This window comes from Methylocystis sp. Uni0008, from assembly GCF_056838045.1.
Genome location: NZ_CM166370.1, coordinates 1 through 20,015, shown reverse-complemented (window position 1 = coordinate 20,015; position 20,015 = coordinate 1). Strand labels below are relative to the sequence as shown.

The 20,015-nt window shown below is 64.5% G+C and carries 21 protein-coding genes and 1 riboswitch; of the genes, 11 read left to right on the top strand and 10 right to left on the bottom strand.

Annotation, left to right across the window (positions count from 1 at the left end):
* Window positions 1–80: 80 nt before the first annotated feature.
* The gene (locus tag AC0X69_RS00105) at window positions 81–1,172 is read right to left on the bottom strand and encodes a 2'-deoxycytidine 5'-triphosphate deaminase (RefSeq protein ID WP_482610159.1); all 1,092 of its coding nucleotides are present in this window, start codon (window positions 1,170–1,172) and stop codon (window positions 81–83) included.
* A gap of 97 nt (window positions 1,173–1,269) precedes the next feature.
* Window positions 1,270–1,348, top strand: a riboswitch (SAM riboswitch).
* Between the two features lie 73 nt (window positions 1,349–1,421).
* On the opposite strand from AC0X69_RS00105, the gene AC0X69_RS00100 reads away from it, so the two are divergent.
* Window positions 1,422–2,627, top strand: coding sequence for an O-succinylhomoserine sulfhydrylase (locus AC0X69_RS00100; RefSeq protein WP_482610157.1), 1,206 nt, complete (start codon window positions 1,422–1,424; stop codon window positions 2,625–2,627).
* A 3-nt stretch (window positions 2,628–2,630) separates the two neighbouring features.
* Here the strand turns inward: AC0X69_RS00100 and AC0X69_RS00095 are convergent, their stop codons facing one another.
* The 6 genes from AC0X69_RS00095 to AC0X69_RS00070 form a co-directional block, all read right to left on the bottom strand.
* A complete protein-coding gene (locus tag AC0X69_RS00095; protein ID WP_482610155.1) occupies window positions 2,631–2,768 on the bottom strand; it encodes a hypothetical protein in 138 nt (45 codons plus the stop codon).
* Window positions 2,769–2,881: 113 nt separating this feature from the next.
* Window positions 2,882–3,289 carry a hypothetical protein gene (locus AC0X69_RS00090; RefSeq protein WP_482610153.1) on the bottom strand — a complete coding sequence of 136 codons (408 nt, stop codon included), beginning with the start codon at window positions 3,287–3,289 and terminating at the stop codon, window positions 2,882–2,884.
* Window positions 3,290–3,293: 4 nt separating this feature from the next.
* Window positions 3,294–3,521: a hypothetical protein gene (locus AC0X69_RS00085; protein WP_482610151.1), complete on the bottom strand. Its 228-nt coding sequence runs from the start codon at window positions 3,519–3,521 to the stop codon at window positions 3,294–3,296.
* A 114-nt stretch (window positions 3,522–3,635) separates the two neighbouring features.
* Window positions 3,636–4,031 carry a DUF2946 family protein gene (locus AC0X69_RS00080; RefSeq protein WP_482610149.1) on the bottom strand — a complete coding sequence of 132 codons (396 nt, stop codon included), beginning with the start codon at window positions 4,029–4,031 and terminating at the stop codon, window positions 3,636–3,638.
* Between the two features lie 169 nt (window positions 4,032–4,200).
* Entirely contained in the window at window positions 4,201–6,870 is a 2,670-nt protein-coding gene (locus AC0X69_RS00075; RefSeq protein WP_482610147.1) for a TonB-dependent receptor, read from the bottom strand.
* Between the two features lie 143 nt (window positions 6,871–7,013).
* The gene (locus AC0X69_RS00070) at window positions 7,014–7,397 is read right to left on the bottom strand and encodes a hypothetical protein (protein WP_482610145.1); all 384 of its coding nucleotides are present in this window, start codon (window positions 7,395–7,397) and stop codon (window positions 7,014–7,016) included.
* Window positions 7,398–7,572: 175 nt separating this feature from the next.
* Between AC0X69_RS00070 and apaG the strand changes: the two genes are divergently transcribed.
* Both apaG and argE read left to right on the top strand, forming a co-directional pair.
* Window positions 7,573–7,965 carry a Co2+/Mg2+ efflux facilitator ApaG/CorD gene (gene apaG, locus AC0X69_RS00065; RefSeq protein WP_482610143.1) on the top strand — a complete coding sequence of 131 codons (393 nt, stop codon included), beginning with the start codon at window positions 7,573–7,575 and terminating at the stop codon, window positions 7,963–7,965.
* Between the two features lie 9 nt (window positions 7,966–7,974).
* Window positions 7,975–9,132 carry an acetylornithine deacetylase gene (gene argE, locus AC0X69_RS00060; RefSeq protein WP_482610141.1) on the top strand — a complete coding sequence of 386 codons (1,158 nt, stop codon included), beginning with the start codon at window positions 7,975–7,977 and terminating at the stop codon, window positions 9,130–9,132.
* Window positions 9,133–9,142: 10 nt separating this feature from the next.
* On the opposite strand, the gene AC0X69_RS00055 is transcribed toward argE, so the two are convergent.
* Window positions 9,143–9,694 carry a hypothetical protein gene (locus AC0X69_RS00055; protein ID WP_482610139.1) on the bottom strand — a complete coding sequence of 184 codons (552 nt, stop codon included), beginning with the start codon at window positions 9,692–9,694 and terminating at the stop codon, window positions 9,143–9,145.
* Between the two features lie 492 nt (window positions 9,695–10,186).
* Between AC0X69_RS00055 and yajC the strand changes: the two genes are divergently transcribed.
* From yajC to AC0X69_RS00020, 7 genes are read left to right on the top strand one after another with little or no spacing between them, the layout of a single operon-like run.
* Window positions 10,187–10,822 (top strand): preprotein translocase subunit YajC, encoded by a 636-nt coding sequence (yajC, locus tag AC0X69_RS00050; protein WP_482610137.1) that lies wholly within the window; start codon window positions 10,187–10,189, stop codon window positions 10,820–10,822.
* Between the two features lie 36 nt (window positions 10,823–10,858).
* Window positions 10,859–12,451, top strand: coding sequence for a protein translocase subunit SecD (secD, locus tag AC0X69_RS00045; protein WP_482610135.1), 1,593 nt, complete (start codon window positions 10,859–10,861; stop codon window positions 12,449–12,451).
* Between the two features lie 12 nt (window positions 12,452–12,463).
* Entirely contained in the window at window positions 12,464–13,531 is a 1,068-nt protein-coding gene (secF, locus tag AC0X69_RS00040; protein ID WP_482610133.1) for a protein translocase subunit SecF, read from the top strand.
* On the top strand, window positions 13,528–13,902 hold the full coding sequence (locus AC0X69_RS00035; protein WP_482610131.1) for an Mth938-like domain-containing protein: 375 nt from the start codon (window positions 13,528–13,530) through the stop codon (window positions 13,900–13,902). Before secF ends, AC0X69_RS00035 begins: the two co-directional genes overlap by 4 nt.
* A gap of 1 nt (window position 13,903) precedes the next feature.
* Window positions 13,904–14,749: a phytoene/squalene synthase family protein gene (locus AC0X69_RS00030; protein ID WP_482610129.1), complete on the top strand. Its 846-nt coding sequence runs from the start codon at window positions 13,904–13,906 to the stop codon at window positions 14,747–14,749.
* Between the two features lie 35 nt (window positions 14,750–14,784).
* Window positions 14,785–16,119, top strand: coding sequence for an ActS/PrrB/RegB family redox-sensitive histidine kinase (locus AC0X69_RS00025; protein ID WP_482610127.1), 1,335 nt, complete (start codon window positions 14,785–14,787; stop codon window positions 16,117–16,119).
* Window positions 16,120–16,178: 59 nt separating this feature from the next.
* Window positions 16,179–16,769: an ActR/PrrA/RegA family redox response regulator transcription factor gene (locus AC0X69_RS00020; protein WP_482610125.1), complete on the top strand. Its 591-nt coding sequence runs from the start codon at window positions 16,179–16,181 to the stop codon at window positions 16,767–16,769.
* Window positions 16,770–16,776: 7 nt separating this feature from the next.
* Here the strand turns inward: AC0X69_RS00020 and AC0X69_RS00015 are convergent, their stop codons facing one another.
* Window positions 16,777–17,250: an MmcB family DNA repair protein gene (locus AC0X69_RS00015; protein WP_482610123.1), complete on the bottom strand. Its 474-nt coding sequence runs from the start codon at window positions 17,248–17,250 to the stop codon at window positions 16,777–16,779.
* A gap of 106 nt (window positions 17,251–17,356) precedes the next feature.
* Between AC0X69_RS00015 and AC0X69_RS00010 the strand changes: the two genes are divergently transcribed.
* Window positions 17,357–18,442, top strand: a complete 1,086-nt coding sequence (locus AC0X69_RS00010; RefSeq protein WP_482610121.1) for a polyamine ABC transporter substrate-binding protein — start codon at window positions 17,357–17,359, stop codon at window positions 18,440–18,442.
* Between the two features lie 67 nt (window positions 18,443–18,509).
* Here the strand turns inward: AC0X69_RS00010 and dnaA are convergent, their stop codons facing one another.
* The gene (gene dnaA, locus AC0X69_RS00005) at window positions 18,510–20,015 is read right to left on the bottom strand and encodes a chromosomal replication initiator protein DnaA (RefSeq protein ID WP_482610119.1); all 1,506 of its coding nucleotides are present in this window, start codon (window positions 20,013–20,015) and stop codon (window positions 18,510–18,512) included.

Sequence of the window (20,015 nt, the reverse complement as noted above, 5' to 3'; positions counted from 1 at the left end):
ACGAAGACACGTATTCATTGTAAGACAACGTATTCCAACTTCAAGCGAAGCTTGTCGGGCTGCAAACGGTCTCGTCGCAGTCACTCCACCATAAAATGTTTCGAGAGCTTGAGCCCCTGCCCCTGGTAATTCGACACGCCGCTCTGGCCGTAGAGCGCCTCCGGGGTTTCCGCCATGCGCTCGTAAACGAGTCGGCCGATAAACTGGCCGTCCTCCAGAATGAAGGGCACTTCCCGCGAGCGCACTTCGAGGACGGCGCGCGCGCCAGGCCGCCCGTCAGGGCCAGCGCCGAAGCCTGGATCGAAGAAGCCCGCGTAATGCACGCGAAACTCGCCGATCGCGGCGTCCATCGGCGCCATTTCGGCGGCGAGATCGGGCGGAATCGCCAGCCGCTCGTGCGAGGCGAGGATGTAGAAATCGCCCGGATCGAGGATGAGGCGGCCATCGCGCGCCGGCAGACGGTCCCAGTAATCGTCGATGCGGTAGGCTGCGATCCGATCGACGTCGATCACGTCGGTGTGCTTCTGGGCGCGATAGCCCACGATGCCGCCGAACGCGCCGGCGTCAAGCGCGACGCGCAGCACGACGCCGTCGCGCAGATTGAGCGGCCCGTCGACGAGCGGCGCCTTGCGATGCAGTTCTGCAAGGGCTGCGTCGCCGAGCGTCGCGGCGCCCTGCCCTTGCGCGCGAAAACGCAGCTGGTTCAAACGCGAGCCCATCCGCGCGCGCACGGAAAAGCTGCGCGGCGACACTTCGGCATAGAGCGGGCCGCGATAGCCGGCGGCGACCTCGTCGAAGCGATCGCCGCGATCCGTGATCAGCCGCGTGAAAATATCGAGCCGGCCGGTCGAGCTTTTCGGATTGGCGGCGCCGACGACGGTGCCGTCCAGCGCCAGGCTTTCCAGAAGCGGAATGACATAGAAGCACCCGCGCTCCAGCACGGCGCCGTCGCCTTGGAGCGACATCTCGTCATATTTGAGCGCCGAGAGCAGTTCGTCGACGCTGCGGCGCTTGCCCGGCAGAAAGCTCGCGCGCACGCGATAGGCCTTCGGCCCGAGCCGCAGATCGAGGCTGGCCGGCTGAACCTGTCCATGCGCCAGTGGCGTCGCGAGGCGGATCTGGCCGGCGTCGGCCATCGCCAGGATCTGCCGACTGGAAAGCACGCCGCTCATTCGTGTCGCCCCGTTCGCCATTGTTGAAGCGGATAAGCGCCAAATCGCGACGCCTTTCAAGCCGAGGCTGTTGACAGTTTGGGCCGCTCTGGCCTCTATAGGCCGACGTGGTTATTTGAGCCGGCCGGCTTGCCGCCACGAAAAACAACGCGCTAAAAGGCCGGGTCTCCCAAAGGAAGCCCCGCTTTTGCGCAGCAGCGCCTTTTGGCGCGCATCAGAGATGGCGCGACCGGCGCCGAGGGAGAACGCATGTCCGCCAACGTCCCGCCGCGCAGGCCGCTCAAACCAGCGACGCAACTCGTGCATGGCGGTACGCAGCGCTCTTCCTTCGGCGAGCTGTCGGAGGCGCTCTATCTCACGCAGAGCTTCGCCTATCCGACGATGGAGGCGGCCGAGGCGCGTTTCAAAGGCGAAGAGCCGGGCTTCATCTATTCGCGCTTCTCGAACCCGACCGTGGCGATGTTCGAGCAGCGCATGATCCTTCTCGAAGGCGCAGAGGCCGCCCGCGCGACCGCGAGCGGCATGGCGGCGGTGACCGCGAGCCTGCTCGCGCAACTGAAAGCGGGCGATCACGTCGTCTCGGCGCGCGCGCTTTTCGGCTCCTGCCTTTACGTCGTCGAGGATCTGCTGCCGCGGCTGGGGATCGCCTCGACGCTCGTCGACGGCGCAGATCTCGAACAATGGAAGGCCGCCGTCCGGCCGGAGACGAAGCTCTTCTTCCTCGAAAGCCCGACCAACCCCGGCCTCGAGGTCTATGACCTCAAGGCCATCGCCGACATCGCGCATGAAGCCGGCGCGAAGCTCGTCGTCGACAATGTCTTCGCGACCCCACTCCTGCAGAAGCCCTTCGACTTCGGCGCCGACGTCGTCGTCTATTCGGCCACCAAGCACATCGACGGCCAAGGCCGATGTCTCGGCGGCGTCATTCTCGCTTCGCAGGCGCTGATCGAGGAGAGCGTGCACAACTTTCTGCGTCAGACCGGGCCGGCGATGTCGCCGTTCAACGCCTGGGTGATGCTCAAAGGTTTGGAGACCCTGCCGCTGCGCGTCGGGCAGCAGACCGCAAGCGCGGCCAAGATCGCGGATTTTCTGGCCGAGGAAAAAGCCGTCAGCCGCGTGCTCTATCCGTTTCGCGCCGATCACCCGCAGGCCGATCTGGCGCGCCGTCAGATGTCGGGCGGCGGCACGCTGGTGAGCTTCAACATGACAGGCGGCAAGGCCGCCGCCTTTAAGCTCGCCAATGCGCTCGAAGTCGTCAAGATTTCGAACAATCTCGGCGACGCTAAGAGCCTCATCACCCATCCGGCGACGACCACCCATCAGCGGCTGACGCCGGAGGCGCGCGCCTCCCTCGGCATCGGCGAGGGGCTGTTGCGCCTTTCCGTCGGACTCGAGGACGCCGACGATCTCATCGACGATCTCGCGCGCGGGCTTTGGGCGGCCGCGCGCGGCTGAGTCTTAAGCCTGAGGACTTCCCCGCCTTTTCCGGCGGATCGAAACCTTCGTCTCCTGCACCGCGCATTCGGCGACGAAATAGGACGCGGCGAGTATTGCGCAAAGCGTCTCAAGCACGACGCCCGTGATCAGTTCGTTCATCAGCATGCCCCTTGGAAAGCGTTCGCTCCGGAATCCGCGAGATCTGAGCGGCGGCCCGCGGCGGCGGCGCGAGAAGAGCATCGACGCCGACGCAGGCCGATCCCGACCAGTGTCTATGCCGACGGCGGCGCGCGCTGCCGGTTGGCAGGGTCGGGTCGGGGCGTCGGCGCGACGCGGTCCGCCACCGTCCATGCGAGCCTGAAGCTCGGGACGGGCGTCGCGCCGATCGGGCCGGGCCGCGCCGCAAGGGGCGCAAGACCGCTGCAAAACGCCTGGCAGAGGGTACAGGCGGAGCGATCGTCTTTGGGGCCCAGCCGCCCCGCAAGCGCGTCGGGTTGGGAGGACCCCGACGCGAAACAGACAAAGAGTTGAGCGACCAGACCGCCGCCGACGCCCGACTCGGCGACGCCGCGCGCAAGCGGCGCGACGGCCCAGAGCGACGCCGCCAAGAACAGCAGCGTCGCCCCGAGCCGCGACTGCGCGCGGCGCAGCGTAGCGAGCCTGAAAGCCGACGGGGGCATCGGTTCAGGTCGCGTCGGTCAAAGCCCGCGAGAAGCGGGCGCGGCGTTCGAGGTCGATGAGGCGAATGACGCGCTGGTCGTTCCCCGGCCACAGAGGCCTCGGCACGATGGCGGCGAGCGCCGCCATGCCGGGCGCGTGGCTCGGCTGCACGCGTTCGCGCGCGTTCAGAGATTCGAGCGTCGCGCCGGCGACGACGCTTTCCCGGCCGCTCGGCTTACGTTTACGGAACATGGGCTTACTCCCGATCCGCCGCTTGAGGCGGCGTTGTCCTTGATGCTGCGCCCCAAGCTGCGCGCGCCCGGAGTCCGGGCGAGGCGCGCAAAGCGGCGCGTCAGCGTGCGAAGGTCAGGAGTTGGCGGGAGGCGCTCGCGCCTGTCGGGAATAGTCCTGCAGGTGGGTCGGCAGGGCGCGGTCCGCCACCGTCCAATCAAGCGCTGTCCACTGGACGGGCGCCTTGCCAAGATGAATGACGCGCGCGGCTAGAGGCGCGGCGCCATCGCAATAGCTTTGACAGAAAAGACAGGCGTCTCGATGGCCCTTGAGGTGGGCCGGCGCCTGGGACTGGTCGCTCGACGCGACGTCGTTTAAGCAAAACTCGCTGACCGCGTCGCCTGCGCCCAGCTGCGACGCGACGCGCGCCGCCGCAGGCGCGAAGGCCTGAACGGTCAGCGCAAGCGCGAACAGCAGAACTGTCAGCCAGTTACGACGCATAAAGCCATGAGTCCCGGAATCGGCGCGCATGCGAAATTCACATGCGCGCCATGATGTAAGCAAAAAGCGAAGGCCGCGACAAGTTAATCTTGGCGCGACCGCCTCTCCGCGGCAAAGCGTCTCAGGAAGACGGAAGCTCAGCAACGGAGAAATCACGCGCAGCCTACGCGCCGAGGCAGGCTGCGCGGGGTTCGCAGCCTTAGGGATTTCCCCCCGGTCCGCTCGCCGGCGCTCCGACGCCGCCGCCGCCAAGGCCCGCAACAGTGGCGCCGCCGTTTTCGGGCGCGCCCAGATCATAGTTAAGGCTGAAGAAGAACATGCGCTGCGGATAGGGGTTGGGGTTTGTGTAGGCTTTCCAATTCCCGATGTTGTTGACACCGACAGAGGCCGTCCAATTGGGCGTGAACCTGTAGCGCACCTTGGTGTCAACGAAGAGGATCTCACTATCCGAGTTGCCGTAGGTGTTGTGATTCCAATCCGTGTTGGCGAGACTGACGAATGCGGCGGATGAGTAGCGGAGTCCGAGCGCGAACGAGAGGTCTGGCGTGGGGCTGTAGGTCGCCACGCCGCGAATTCGGATGCGCGGTATGCGCGGATACTGACGGCCCGCGAAGAAGATGCCGGGAACGCCATTGGCGAAGTTCAGGAACGACGGATTTCCGGTGAAGTCGTAGGATGAGAGGTTCGACAGGATTTTCGAGTCGGTAAATGTCACGCCGCCGGAAAAGTCGAGGCCCGGAGTGAATACGTCCTTCATCTCCGCCGCAGCTTCGATGCCCCGGAACCGCGCCCTGTCGATGTTCGCCTGAGAACTCACTCCCACGCCGAAGGGACCTGTGATTCGCTGATTGACGATGGCGTTCCAGCGTTCGTCGAGGAACAGGCTGATGCGCGGATTGAACAGCCCAATGGAACCGTTAAACGCGTCAACCCATCTGTATTGCCCAGTCAAATCGTAACAGGTGCAGATTTCGGTTTGAAGGTTTGGATTATTGACGACGATCGTGTTCGTTTGGTTGGAGATCGCCTGGAACAGTTCCGTGACCGTCGGAAAGCGGTAGGCGCGCCCCATCGAACCACGCAGATTGAATTCCGGCGTCACCTGCCACTCAAGCGCCGCCTTCGGCGAGAAAGCGCTCTTCCGGGCGTCTGGATAGATTTGCCCGTTGGCGCGCGCCAGGGGAAGTCCGACGAGCGGCTGTCCCAGGGGATTGGTGGCGTTGCCGAAGCCGCCAGTGGCGGTTGAACCGTCCATTGCGCGCCAAAACTCGCCGCGCCCTCCTACGATCAACTTCCAGTCCGGCATGAATTTCCAGACATCCTGGATATACATCGCCGCCGTCTGCGTCTTGCCGAAATTGACCGCCTGAAGCGACAGCGGATAATTGCTTGGCCACACGACAGTACTCGTTTGGGTGGTTGCGAGGCTGTATTGGTCGCCATGCGCGCCGAAGGACACTTCGTGAGTGCTCAGAAAGTCATCCTTGGGACGCCAAATAAAGCGCGCGTCGACTGTGCGCCAGTAGGTGCCGCCGTTGTTGACGTTCAACCCTCGCGGATCGATGTTGTAAAAATAGTTGTTCACATTGTTGTTGGGGCGAAGTCCGAATGACTGCGCCCGGTTGTCGAAATCACGCAGGAAATTGTACGAACTCAGCGAGAGATCGAAGTCGAATTCGCCCCCCGTGTCGCTTCGCAACTCCAGCGCTTGCATCAGATGGCTGGCGCCGTCATGCGCAGGATTTATGCCGCCTGGCCGAGCCTGAAAGTTGCCGCCGACCCTCAGAAGGCCGTTCTGTGTATCGTAGATCGGGACGCCGTTCTTGTCGGAAACGAATGTTTGAACATAGGCATCTGTATTCAAATTCCAAAAGCCAACCTGATATTTTGCCCGTACGAGCGGCAAGACGTCATACGAAAGTTTGACTTTCGCCATGTGGCTTTGCACATGCTCGGCGCCTGTCGCGCCGCTATAGAGGCTTGGCAAACCCTCTTGATTGAACCCCAGAACGCCGCCAAAAACGGGCGTCCCTGCTGTGCCCGGCGTGATTGTCGGGCTTGGGAAGGTCGGGAAAAACTGGGCTTGAGCCTGGTTGTCGAGGTATTCGTAGCCGACCCAATATCTGAAGTCGTTGATCCGGTCGCCCACCAGGATATTCATAAGGCCGCCGAAATTCAGTTCCTTGCGGGCAAAAAGGTTGTAGGGCTGCAGATTCTCCGTCCCGTAAGCGCGAACTTCAAAGTTGTCCGGCATGCGTGTTGTCATCGTCCACACGCCGCCGATAGCGTTGCCGGGATAGAGCGCAGAGAAGGGTCCGTAGATCACGTCGATGCGCGAAATTTCGGCGGGCGAGACCATGCCCCAGCGTGGCGCGAACTGGAAGCTATTGCCGAGCAGATTCGAGAGCAGCACGTTATCGGCGTAGACGAGCGTTTTGGCGGTTTCGATCGTGCCCGTGGTGCGTCCTGAAACGGCGGCGTTTCGGTCACCGGGATAGCGTTCGCGCACCCAGATCGACGGCAGGTATCGGAAGGCGTCCGCCGAGGTCACGATGTTCGTGGTTTTGAAAATCTCCTGACGCGTCCGGCTCTCGACCACCGCCGGAATGTTGGTGGGCAGCGTGCGGCTGAACGGCGCCGGTTTCGGCTCGGCATACCGATCTGGTCCGGCGGGCCCCACCGCTGGCGCGGTGGCCGTCACGAGTCCCCGTCCGCCTACGGGGCGGCCCACCGGACCCGGCCGGACGGGGCCGCGCGCGCCGCCGATACTGATGGTGGGAAGCGCCTGCTGCGCCTCGGCGGCGGAGGCGGCGAAGAGACTAAGTACGGCGAAGGAGGCTCCTCCGAGGAGGCGCGAGCGAGGGATCATGACTGTATTCCTTGGACGCCGACGCGGGTCGGCATGGGAAGCGGCTGCGCCTGGTTGGACGCAAGCACACGCGAACGGGTGACGTGGAGGCTGACTGCCAGCAGATCGAGGCCCCGCAAACGCGCGCTCGCGCGCGGGCGGCCTCAGATGCGTGGGAAAGGCGGCGCTCGCGCGCTATGCGCCCGCGATGAGCGCTCGAAAAGCGGCGGCGCGGCGTGGGACGGCGCGTCGATCAGCTCATACTCGCCCGGCGCGAACACATAATCCGGGAGCGATGAAACCCAGGCCGCTGGAGGCGCGCCGCCGCAAAGGAGACATGACTGGCAGTGGCGCCGATGGCCCAATTTGTCGTTGGGCGCGGACTGTGCGTCACCGCGCAGCTCATGGCACTGAACTGAGAGCGTCTGCTCGGGAGACATCGAAGCGGCGCGCGCCAAGCCGGCTCCGCCGGCGAAGGTCTGTATGACCATCGCCAGCACAAGCAACAGCGTGCGAAGCGTCGAGAGCCGCATCTTGATTCCAGTCAAAGCTGACGGCTCACTATTTACAATCACCGGCGTCGTGACTAGATGCGGCGCGCGGGTCCATGCCGAAATGTATTTAGTGTGTTGATTTCGCCACAGTCAGCCGCCGCTTGCGCATCGATCAAATGCCTAATCAAAGGCGTTTCCCTTTGCTGGCGCGCGCTCTAATCTTGCGCGCATGTATATCGCCATCACCAGAGACATTCAGGTCACGGCGCTCCCAGACTTTCTGCCGGATCGCTCGGACCCCGACCAGGATCGCTATTTCTGGTCCTATACGATCGAGATCGCCAACCTCGGGCGCGTTCGCGTGCAGCTTCTGTCGCGCCACTGGGTCATCATCGACGCCAATGGCCGCCGCGAAGAAGTGCGCGGACCGGGCGTGGTCGGCGAGCAGCCGGTGCTGGAGCCCGGCGAGACGTTTCGCTACGCCTCCGGCTGCCCGCTCAGCACGCCTTCGGGGATGATGCAGGGCAGCTATCGCATGGTCACCGACGCGGGCGAAACCTTCGACGTCGAAGTCCCCGCTTTCTCGCTCGACAGTCCGCTGTCGCACCCGACGCTGAATTAGGCGATCGAGATGGACCGCCTTGAAGCCGCGATCGACATGCTCGCTCGCCTCGTCGCTTTCGACACGGTGAGCTCCAGATCCAATCTGCCGCTGATCGATTTCGTCGAGTCCTATCTGCGCGAACAGGACGTGCGTTTCGTGCGTGCGCCCAACGCCTCCGGCGACAAGGCGGCCCTCTTCGTCACCATCGGCCCAGACGTCGACGGCGGCGTGGTTCTCTCGGGCCACACCGACGTCGTGCCGGTCACGGGCCAGGAGTGGAGCGCCGATCCGTTCAGGCTACGCCGAGACGCGAGCCGGCTCTCTGGGCGCGGCGCCGTTGACATGAAAGGGTTCGACGCCGCCTGCCTCGCGATGATCCCCGAGTTCAAGGCGGCGCGGCTGTCCCGGCCGATTCACATTCTGTTGAGCTACGACGAGGAAACGACCTGTCTCGGCCCGCTCGACGTCATCGCGCGGTTTGGCGCCGATCTGCCGCGCCCGTCGGCCGTGATCGTCGGCGAACCGACGTCTATGGAGGTCGCCGACGCGCATAAGAGCGTCGCCACCTTCGTGACGCGCGTGCGCGGTTTCGAGATCCATTCGGCGAATCTGCATCGCGGCGTCAGCGCGGTGCATGTCGCCTGCAACCTCGTCTGCCAGCTCAATCGCCTCGGCGAAGAACTCCGCGCGATGGGCGATCCGAGCGGGCGCTTCGATCCGCCCTTCTCAACCATTCACGTCGGCGCCATTCACGGCGGAACGGCGCGCAACATCGTCGCCAAGGACTGCGAATTCCTTTGGGAGTTCCGGGGATTGCCGGGCGCCTCGCCAGACTTTGCCCGCGACAGGCTGGAAGCCTATTGCGAAGAGCTGCGAAAAACGGTTTTCGCCGGCTTTCCCGAGACGGGCGTCGAGACAACGACTGAAAATCAGGTGCCGGGCCTGGCGCCGCAGCCCGGCTCGGAGGCGGAGACGCTGGCGCTGAGGCTCGCCAAGCGCAACGCCACGATCGCCGTGCCCTACGCCACGGAGGCGGGTCAGTTTCAGCGCGCGGGCATTTCAGCCGTCGTCTGCGGCCCTGGGCGAATAGATCAAGCGCATCAGCCCGACGAATATATTGACATCGCCGAACTGGCCGCCTGCCTTGAGTTGCTGCGCGGGCTCGCGCAGCAACTCCGAGTGTAAAAGTCAGGCCTTAGCCGCAGACCCACATCCAGGTCTGACGGTAGGGATGCCAACGCCAGCAACGGCCGACGCCATAATCCCACCAGCGCCCGCGCCACCAGCGTCCGCCGCCATGCCGTCCGCCCCAACCGCCGCCGCCCCAGCCGCCGTGGGAGCCATGGCCGCCGCCCCAGCCGCCGCCACCCCACTTGCCGCCGCCCTGGCCGCCGCCGCCCCACTTGCCGCCGCCACCTCCCCACTGTCCACCGCCGCCGCCCTGGCCGCCGCCGCCCCACTTGCCGCCGCCGCCCTGGCCGCCGCCGCCCCACTTGCCGCCGCCGCCGCCCTGGCCGCCCCCGCCTCCTTGGCCGCCGCCTCCCCACTGACCGCCGCCGCCGCCTTGACCGCCGCCGCCCTGGCCGCCGCCACCCCACTGCCCGCCGCCGCCACCTTTTCCGCCGCCGCCCTGGCCGCCGCCGCCTTGACCGCCGCCGCCCCACCCGCCTGCAGCGCCGGCGGTGACGGGTATCGCCAATGCGCCGACCAGCGCCGCGACCATAGTGATGTTCTTGAAAGCTGACATTGGCTCCACCTTCCATAATTTGCTCAGCGCGGTCCGCCGTGGCGGGAGGCTTAGGCTGAGGCATTGCCCCACGTTCTATGTGGCGCACTTTCCACAAGTTGCGAGAGTTGCGAGCTATCGCGCTCCGGCGTCACAGTTGCGCGGCTCCGAGACTCCGGCGCGCTCGGACAGGGTTCGTTGCTGACAAGCGTCCGCAAAGCGGCGTCGCGCAAGGCTGAGGCGACGCGCGCTCCCGCGAGAGGGCCGCGCGGAAAAGTTTTTTCGACATCATTTGTCTCCTGACAATGAAAGACGCCGCAAGGCGCCTGCAATGACTAGGCGTTCCAAGGACGGGCTGCGGTGCGCAGCCACACACTCCGCGACTCACGCCGAGCGCGCGAAGTCCGGTTGCGCGCCATTGCTTTCGTGAAGTGAGCGGCTATAGTCCGCGCCCGTTCCGGCCCTTGCAAAAAAGCATCCGCGCCGGGCTTCGACCCTTAAAGAGATTTTGCAATGAAGCTGATCCCGGACGCCTTGGCGCAAGACCAGACGCCGTCACCGCCCGCCGCCGAAGCGCCTGCGACTGCGCCGGCGGGGCCTAGCGCGCCCGCAGCGCCGCCCACGCCGACCCCGCCACATCCGCCGACTTCCGGCCAGACTGGCCAGAGCGTCGCGACGCAGCCTGAAACGGCCCAGGCTCCGACCATGCCGGAGATGCTGGGACAGCTCATTCCGATCTTTGTGGTGATGGGCATTGTCTACATTCTGGTGATCCGTCCGCGATCCCGCCGCGAGAAGGAGCAGCTCGCGCAGCTTCGCAACGTGCGTCGCGGCGACACGCTCGTCACCACGAGCGGGTTTGTGGCCAAGGTGACGAAATCGATCGACGACGCGGAAGTGGAAGTCGAGATCGCCCCGAATGTGCGGGTAAGAATGCTGCGCACGGCCATCGCCGAAGTGCGCGCCAAGGGCGAGCCGGTCAGGGAAGAGCCGCCGCCCGCCAAAACAGGCGGACCGAAAGCCGGCGGAAAATCGGCCAAGTCTGGCGAGACGAAGTCTGGCGAGACCAAGTCGGGCGACGTCAAGACCGGCAACGGCAAGGCGGGCGACAGCAAGCCAGGCGACGCCAAATCCGGCTCGCAGAGCTGACGCGATCCTTTCGATCACCTAGCCGATAGCAGGACGATGCTGCGTTTCTCGACCTGGAAATTTCTCGCCGTCGTGGCGATGACCGTCGCCGCCCTGATGGTCGTCGCGCCGAGCATGTTGTCGGCCTCGCATTACGAGGAGCTGAAGTCGCGGCTGCCCTCCTGGCTGGTTCCGCCGACCATTGTGCTCGGCCTCGATCTGCAGGGCGGCTCGCATGTGATGCTCGAAGTCGACCAGGCTGACCTCATCAGCACGCAGGTGAAAAATCTGCGCGACGACGTGCGCCGGATCCTGCGCGAGGAAAAGGTGGCGATCTCCGGCGGAATCGGCGCGACCACGCGCGGCGTTCAGGTGCGCGTGACCGACCCCGCCGATCGCGAGAAAATTCTTCCCAAACTGCGCCAGCTGCGCAACGGCTTCAGCAACGCTCTCATGGGCGGGGCTGCGCCGCTCGACATCGAGACAACGCCCGATGGCCTTATCCGCGTGATGCTCACCGACGCTGGCGTCACGGACAAGTCGCGCAAAGCGGTCGAGCAATCGATCGAGGTCATTCGGCGGCGCGTCGACGCTCTCGGCACGCGCGAGCCAAGCATCCAGCGTCAGGGCGACGACCGCGTGCTGGTGCAGGTGCCTGGCCTTCAGAATCCTGAAACGCTCAAGGAAATCCTCGGCAAGACCGCCAAGCTCGAATTCCGGCTCGTCGGCGATCCAGGTCAAAATCCTTCAGAGCTCGAGGAGCTCGATCAGGTCGAACAAGAAGGCAAGATCGCCGTCGAAAAGCAGGTGATGGTCAAGGGCGAGGATCTCACGGACGCGCAACCGGGCTTCGACCAGCAAAGAAGCGGCGAGCCGGTGGTCAATTTCCGCTTTAACATCCGCGGCGCTCAGGCCTTCGGCGAAGTCACCTCGAAAAACGTCGGGCGCCTGTTCGCCATCGTCCTCGACAACAAGGTGATTTCGGCGCCGAGAATCCTGACGCCGATCACCGGCGGCTCGGGACAGATTTCGGGGCGCTTCACCGTCGAGCAGGCGAACAATCTCGCGATCCTGCTGCGCGCGGGCGCTCTGCCCGCGAAGCTCAACATCGTTGAAGAGCGCACTGTCGGCCCCGGCCTCGGCCAGGATTCGATCGACGCCGGCAAGCGCGCCGCCTATGTCGGCGCGGGCCTCGTCGTCGTCTACATGCTCGTCACTTACGGCGTCTTCGGCGTCTTCGCCAATCTCGCGCTCTTCGTGCACATCGCCTTCATTTTCGCGGGACTTGTGCTGCTCGGCGCGACGCTGACGCTGCCAGGCATCGCCGGCATCGTGCTGACGATCGGCATGGCGGTCGACTCGAACGTGCTGATCTACGAGCGCATACGCGAAGAAAATCACGCGGGCCGCTCTATTCTCGCTTCGCTCGACGCTGGCTTCACGCGCGCTTTCGCGACCATCGTCGACTCCAACGTCACCATGTTCGTCGCCGCCGCGATTCTTTATTTTCTCGGCACCGGCCCCGTGCGCGGTTTCGCCGTCTCGCTCGCGCTCGGCATTTTAACCACCATCGTCACCGCGGTGACCATGACGCGCATGATGATCGCCGTCTGGTATCATTACGCGCGGCCGACGAAACTGCCGATCTAAAGGGCGACACTCATGAAACTTCTGCGCCTCGCCCCGGAGAGCACCAAGTTCCCGTTCATGCGGTTTCGCCGCGTGAGCTATCCGTTCTCGGCTCTGCTGTCGTTGATCGCCGTCGCGCTGTTCGTCTTCAGGGGCATGAATTTCGGCATCGATTTCGCCGGCGGCACGGTGATCGAACTGCGCGCCAAGTCCGGCGCTGCGGAAGTCGGCACGCTGCGAACGCTAGGCGAAAACCTGCATCTGGGCGACATCGAGGTGCAGGCGTTCGGCAATCCGTCGGACGCGACATTGCGCTTCGGTCTGCAGCCCGGCGGCGACGTCGCCCAGCAGGCGGCGGTGGAGCGGGTGCGCGACGCCGTGGGCGCCTACTATGATTTGCGCCGCGTCGAGGTCGTCGGCCCGCGCGTCTCAAACGAATTGGTACAGTCCGGAACACTCGGCGTCGTGCTCTCGATCATCGCGGTGCTGACCTATCTGTGGTTCCGCTTCGAGTGGCAGTTCGCCATCGGGGCGGTGATCGCGACGATGCACGATCTGCTGCTCACCGTCGGTTTTTTCTCGATCACGCAGCTCGAATTCAACACCACGTCGATCGCCGCGATTTTGACCATCGTCGGCTATTCGTTGAACGAGACCGTGGTGGTGCTCGACCGTATTCGCGAAAATATGCGCAAATACAAGAAAATGGCGACGGCGCAGATGGTCGACATGTCGATCAACGCCGTCCTGCCGCGCACGATCATGACCGCAACGACCGTGATGCTGGCGCTGTTCGCGCTCGTCGCCTTCGGCGGCCAGGTCATCCGGTCGTTCTCGCTCGCGATGATCTGGGGCATTTTCGTCGCGACCTACTCGTCGATCTTCATCTGCTCGCCGATGCTGATCTATCTCGGTTTGCGCAATGAAGACGCCGACAAGGCCGCGCAGAGGCACGAGACGGAGCGCAAGCCCGAGGCCGCTGTCGCCGCGCGTGAGGACGTCGCCGAGGAACCATCCGCCGCGCCTCCGGCAAGCCCCGAGAAATCGCCGTCGCCGCCCCGGAAGGCGGCGGGCAAACGGGCCAAGACGAGGCCGGCTTGACCGTTCCTGGCGGCTATGTCCCCGGCCGTCACAAGATCGACGACTACGGAAGCGGCGGTTTCCGCTTCGCCGACATGTCGCACCGCGGCTCAATTCTCGCGCTGCCGACGAGCGTTCGCGCCGTGCCCCTGACCAGCGCCGCCGAGATCGACGAAGCGATTCTCGACCGGGCGCTTTTCGAAAGCGGCGGCCTTGACCTGTTCGTCATTGGCACTGGAAAAGATTTGACGCCGCTTGCCGGCGCATTGCGCGCCAAGCTGCGCACGGCGGGCGTCGGCTGCGAAACCATGGCGACTGGAGCCGCAGTGCGCACATACAACATGCTTGTCGACGAGGATCGGCGGGTCGGCGCGCTGCTGATCGCCGTATGACATGACCGCGCTGCAGGAGCAGCACTACGCGCAATGCGAAGAGCTTCTGCGCTCGCGCGACCGCGATCTTTGGCTCGCCTCTCTGTTTGCGCCGCAGGAGGCGCGCCGGCACATTCATGCGATCTACGCCTTCGCCCGGGAATCAGCGGACGTCAGCGGCAAGGTCACCCAGCCGCTGCTCGGCGAGATGCGGCTGCAGTGGTGGATCGACGCGCTGGAGGGCGGCGACGCCGCGCAGGGCGAAGGCGCCCGCGCCAATCCCGTAGCCGATGCGCTGATCGACACGATCGAGCGATTCGCCCTGCCGCGCGAGGAGTTCGTGGCGCTGGCGGAGGCGCATGTCTTCGACCTTTACGACGATCAGATGCCGACATGGGCGGCCCTCGAAGACTATTGCCGCGCGACGGCGTCGGCGCCGATTCGCTGGGCGGGGCAGATTCTCGGAGCCGACCTTCAAGCGCCTTCAGCGGGCGCTTTTGATCACGCAGGGGTCGCGCTCGGCCTCACACGGATATTGCGCGCGCTCGCAGAGAGCCTCGAACGGCGGAAATTCCTGCCTGAGGAGGCGTTCGCGCCCGCTGGCCAGCCGGAGCCCTCGGGCGGCGGCGAGCTTCGCCCGGCGCTCAGGAAGATGCAGGCGCTGGCGCAATCCCATTATGACGAGGCGCGCCGCCTCGCCCCGGATCTGGGCGCCGCCCGCGCCGCGCTGCTCCCCGCCGCGACCACGCCGCTTTATCTGGAGCAGTTGGCGCGAAGCGATTACGATCCGCTTCGCCCGCCTGGCGAACCCTCGCCGCTGCGCAGACAATGGCGCCTTTGGCGCGCGTCGCGCGGCGTCGGATTGTGATAGGCGCGGAAGCGGCGCTTGATGGACATACTGAAATGACGACCCTCGAATATGACTATGACGCCCGGCGTCTTCGCATGGAGACGCTGCTTATGCTCCGCTGGGTGGCGATCACCGGTCAGGCGGCGGCATGTATCGGCGTCTATTTTTTTCTCGGATTCGATTTTCCCGTCGGCCTCTGCTTCGTCTTCATCGGAGCCTCGGCGACGCTCAACATCGGCATGCGATTCGGCACGCCGCGCAGTTTCCGCCTCGGCGACGTCGAAGCCGCCGTGCTGCTGGGATACGACATCATCCAGCTTGGATTCCTGCTCTATCTCACGGGCGGGCTGACGAACAGCTTCGCGATGCTGTTCTTGACGCCCGTGATCATCTCGGCGGTGTCGCTGCCGAGCAACCTGACGCTGCTCCTCGGCATTGTCATGATCGCCGTCGCAACCGTGCTCGCCGTCGAATATTACCCCTTGCCCTGGTATCCCGACGAGAAACTGACCTTCCCCCTTCTGTACCGCACAGGCGTTTGGGCGGCGCTCGTGCTCAGCGCGGCGTTCATCGGCATTTACGCCGCGCGCGTGTCCGACGAGGCGCGGCTGCTGGCAAACGCGCTCGCGGCGACCGAGCTGGTGCTCGAGCGCGAACAGCATCTCTCGCAGCTTGACGGCCTCGCCGCCGCGGCCGCGCATGAACTTGGCACCCCACTCGCGACCATCACGCTCATCATCAGAGAGCTGCAGAAGTCAGTGCCGGAGAATGCGCCGGAACTTCGTGACGACCTCGCGCTTCTCGCCCAGGAGTCGGCGCGCTGCCGGGAGATACTCGGGAAGCTCGCTTCTCTGGGCGCGACGGACCAGAGCAGCGTCATGAATCTGCTCTCCATCGACACGCTGATCCAGGAGGTCGTCGAGCCGCAGCGTGATGCCGAGGTCGAGGTCGACATATCAAAAACCGGGCCGTCCAACCCCCCTGTGCTGGCGCGCAATCCGGCCATTCTTTACGGGCTGGGCAACCTTGTTGAGAACGCCATCGATTTCGCCAGTTCGCGCGTGAAAATCGACGCCTATTGGAGTCAGAGCTATGTGACGATCATCATTCAGGACGATGGGCCGGGGTTCTCTCCCGACATTCTCGACCGGCTCGGCGATCCTTATCTGAGGGGCCGGCCAACGGAGCGACGGACGAAAAGCGACGCGGAATCGGGACTGGGGCTGGGTCTCTTCATCGCCAAGACGCTTCTGGAGCGATCGGGCGCGGTCGTCGAGACGAGCAATGTCTCGCCGCCCCGAACCGGCGCGATCGTCAGAATCACGTGGCCACGCGCCGCGCTCGAACCTGCCGCCGCCAGACCAAGGCTTCCCCCGCAAGACAAATAGGATCGACGCGGCGCCGGCGATAAGCTAGATTTGACAAAAATCACGGGTGGAAACGCACGATGTCGGCCGAAGAACTGAAGGCGGATCAGGAAGGCGTATCGGAGCCTGAACACGTTTCGGCGCCGCAGGATCGTTCATTGCTGATCCTGGATGACGACAAGCCGTTCCTCAGCAGATTGACGCGGGCGATGGAGGCCCGCGGCTTCCTGGTGACGCCGTGCGAAACCGTCGCCGACGGCCTCGCCGCCCTCGAGTCGAATCCCCCTGCGTTCGCGATCATCGACATGCGGCTGAACGACGGCAACGGACTCGATGTGATTTCCAAGCTCAAGGCCGTGCGGCCCGACGCGCGGGGAATCATCCTCACCGGCTACGGCAATATCGCCACCGCGGTCACCGCGGTTAAGCTTGGCGCTTTCGATTACCTGGCCAAACCGGCGGACGCCGACGAAATCTATCACGCGCTGATGGCGACTCAGCTCGACAAGCCGGACGCTCAGGAAAACCCCATGTCGGCGGACCGCGTGCGGTGGGAGCACATTCAGCGGGTGTTCGAGTCCTGCGACCGCAACGTCTCGGAGACGGCGCGGCGGCTCAACATGCACCGCCGCACCCTTCAGCGCATCCTCGCCAAGCGGGCGCCCCGCTGAACTCGCGTCAGTTCGCAGGCTCGTCGCCGAAGGCCAGCAGGCAATAACGGTCCGCCGCCATCATCGCGAAGCGCAAGAGCATCGACCGCCGACGGGCGGGCGCGAGCGGGAGCGCCGTTGCCTCCCGGACCAACAATGCGCCGTGGGCGTCGGCGACCACGAGCCCCGCATCTTCCGGAAAGATCGCCGGATCGAGCGACGTGGGGATCGCGAAATAGAACCGGTCGCAAAAATCGCGATAGTGCGGCCATTTGAGATCGGCGCGAAAATCGGCGTAGCTCGACTTGACCTCGACGATGCGCAAGACGCCATCGGGCGCGAGGGCGACGAGATCGGCGCGCCGCCCGTTCGGCAGGGGCGCTTCGCAAACGACCGAGAAGCCGCAAGCCCGCAGGTAGCGGCGTGCGCCGCGCGCGACGCATCTGGTCACGTCGGCGCGAGCTTCGAGCGCGGTCGAGCCTGCGATGAGAGCTGCCGTCATAGTCGTCTCCCCGCCTGCGGTTCGCTCCAAGCTGAGCATGGCGCGTCGCCAAAGCGCGCGCAACCATGATAGGTTCGCCCTAGTGATCCGCTACACGGCTTGTCGCATGAAACGGCTTCTTCTCGCATGCTTGCTCGCGCTCTTCGCCGCAACGACCCCGGTCCGCTGCGCCGAGCGCGTCGTCAATGTTTTCAACTGGAGCGATTACATCGATCCAAGCGTTCTCGAGGACTTCACCCGAGAGACCGGGATCAAGGTCATTTATGACACCTATGACTCGAACGAGATGCTCGAGGCGCGGCTCCTTGCAGGCGACACCGGCTACGACATCGTCGTGCCGTCCGCGACATTCCTTCAGCGGCAGATTGCGGCCGGCGTGCTGCAGCCGATCGACAGAAGCAAGCTGGTCAACGCGCGGAACATATGGCCGGAGATCGACAACAGGCTCGCGCGTTTCGATCCCGGCAACCGCCACGCCATCAACTACATGTGGTACACGACGGGCGTCGCCTACGACGTCGCCAAGATCCAGGAGAGGCTTGGCAAGCCGATAACCAGCTGGGACCAGGTTCTGCGGCCGGAATCCTTAAGGAAGCTCGCCGACTGCGGCGTCTACATGCTGGACAGCCCCGAAGACATGTTCGCGATCGCGCTCAACTATCTGAAGCTCGATCCGAATTCCAAAAATCCGAAGGATCTCAAACGCGCCGCCGATCTCCTTGGGAGCCTGCGCCGCTATGTGAAGAAGTTTCATTCCTCCGAATATATCAACGCCCTGGCGAACGGCGACATCTGCCTCGCCATCGGCTGGTCGGGCGACAGTCTGCAGGCGCGCAACCGCGCTCGCGAGGCGGGAACCGACGTCGATATCGCCTATGTGATACCGAGCGAAGGTTCGCTCCTGTCGCTGGACAACCTCGCCATCCCGAAGGACGCAAAGCATCTCGACGAAGCCTATCTTTTCATCGACTATTTGCTTCGTCCCGACATCGCGGCGCGCAATTCGGTCGCCACGAATTTCGCCAATGGCGTCGCGCCGTCGCGTCCGCTAATCGACAAGGCGGTGGCGAATGATCCTTCCGTATATCCCAACGATCTCACGATGAAGCGCCTGTTTACGGTCAGCGCGCCCGATCAGACAGTTCAGAAACTGATCACCAGAATGTGGACGACGGTGAAGACCGGCCGGTGAGAAATTTTAGGCGCTCAGTCGACTTCGCGGCGAGAAAGCGCGAACCCGGCGGAGCGCAGAGCGACGGCTACTGCTCGCTCAAGATGCGCTTCAGCAGCTCGATGACCTCCGCCAGGCCTTTGTCCTTGGCGGCGAGCTCCTCGATCTTGCGCACCGCATGCAGCACGGTGGTGTGATCGCGGCCGCCAAATCGGCGGCCGATCTCCGGCAACGAGCGCAAGGTCAGCACTTTCGACAGATACATGGCGATCTGTCGCGGCCGCACGACATTGGCGGTGCGGCGGGAGGAGAGAATGTCGGCGCGCGAAATATTGTAGTGGCTCGCCACGAGCTTCTGGATGTCGTCGATCTTGACGCGTTTAGGATCCTGCGTGCGGACGAGATCGCGAATGGCCGTTTCCGCGGTCTCTACGGTCAGCGGCGCCCCCGTCAGCGTCGCATGGGCGAGAAGCCGATTGACGGCGCCCTCGAGATCGCGGCCGTTGGTCACGATCGTGCGCGCGACATAGGCGATGACCTCGGGCGGCACGTGGAAGTTTGGTTGCGACTCCTTCGCCGACGCGATGCGCGCGGTCAGAATCTTGACGCGCAAGGACTCGTCGAGCGGGCCGATGTCGACGCAGAGCCCGCCCTTGAATCTCGACAGCACGCGCTCGTCGAGCGTGTCGAGCTCCGACGGAGGCCTGTCGGCGGCGACGACAACCTGACGACCGGCGTCGATCAACGCATTCAGCGTGTGGCAAAACTCCTGCTGGATAGATTTGCCCTGGAGAAACTGCACGTCGTCGATGATCAGCATGTCGATGCCGCGGAGCTTCTCCTTGAAGGCCAGCGACGTGTGAGCGGTCAGCGACGAGACGAAACCGCTCATAAAGCGCTCCGCCGTCAGATAGATCGTATGGCGGCGGTTGTCGTTCGAGGCGTGCGCAAGCGCCTGCAGGAGGTGCGTCTTGCCGAGCCCCACGGCCGCGTGGGCATAGAGCGGATTGAACATGGGAAGGTCGCCGGCCCGGGCCTCCGCGACGCGACAGGCGGCGGCGTATGCGAGCTGGTTCGACGGGCCGACCAGAAATGTCGAGAAGGACAGCCGGCGATCGAGCGGCGAGCCGACGAACGGGTCGGCGTCGTGACGTGACGTCATCGAGCGCGCCGCGCGGCGTCCGTTCGCTTCGAACGCCGGCTCCGGCATCGGCGCGAATCGCGGGACGGCGCGGTCGATAAAGTTCGTCGCCGCGTTGCACTCGCCCGGATCTGCGCCCTCTTCACGTGAGCGGGGTTTGCGCGCAGGCGAGCGCACGTCGATGACCACGCGCTCGACCTTCGAAAACTCGCTCGCGACTCGCGCCTTTATGCGCGGCGCATAGTGCGATTGCACCCAGCTCTTGAGAAACTTGGTGGGCACCGTCAGATGCACCGCGCCGCCGTCGATGCGCTCGAGCTCCAATCGCGTGAACCAGGAATTGTAAACTGCGTCGCCGAGATCAGTCCTCAGTCGGTGCCGGACTCGGTCCCATTTCGAGCGATCCTCAGCGGAGACAGCGTCGCTTGCGAGATGTTCTCTATGATCGGACAT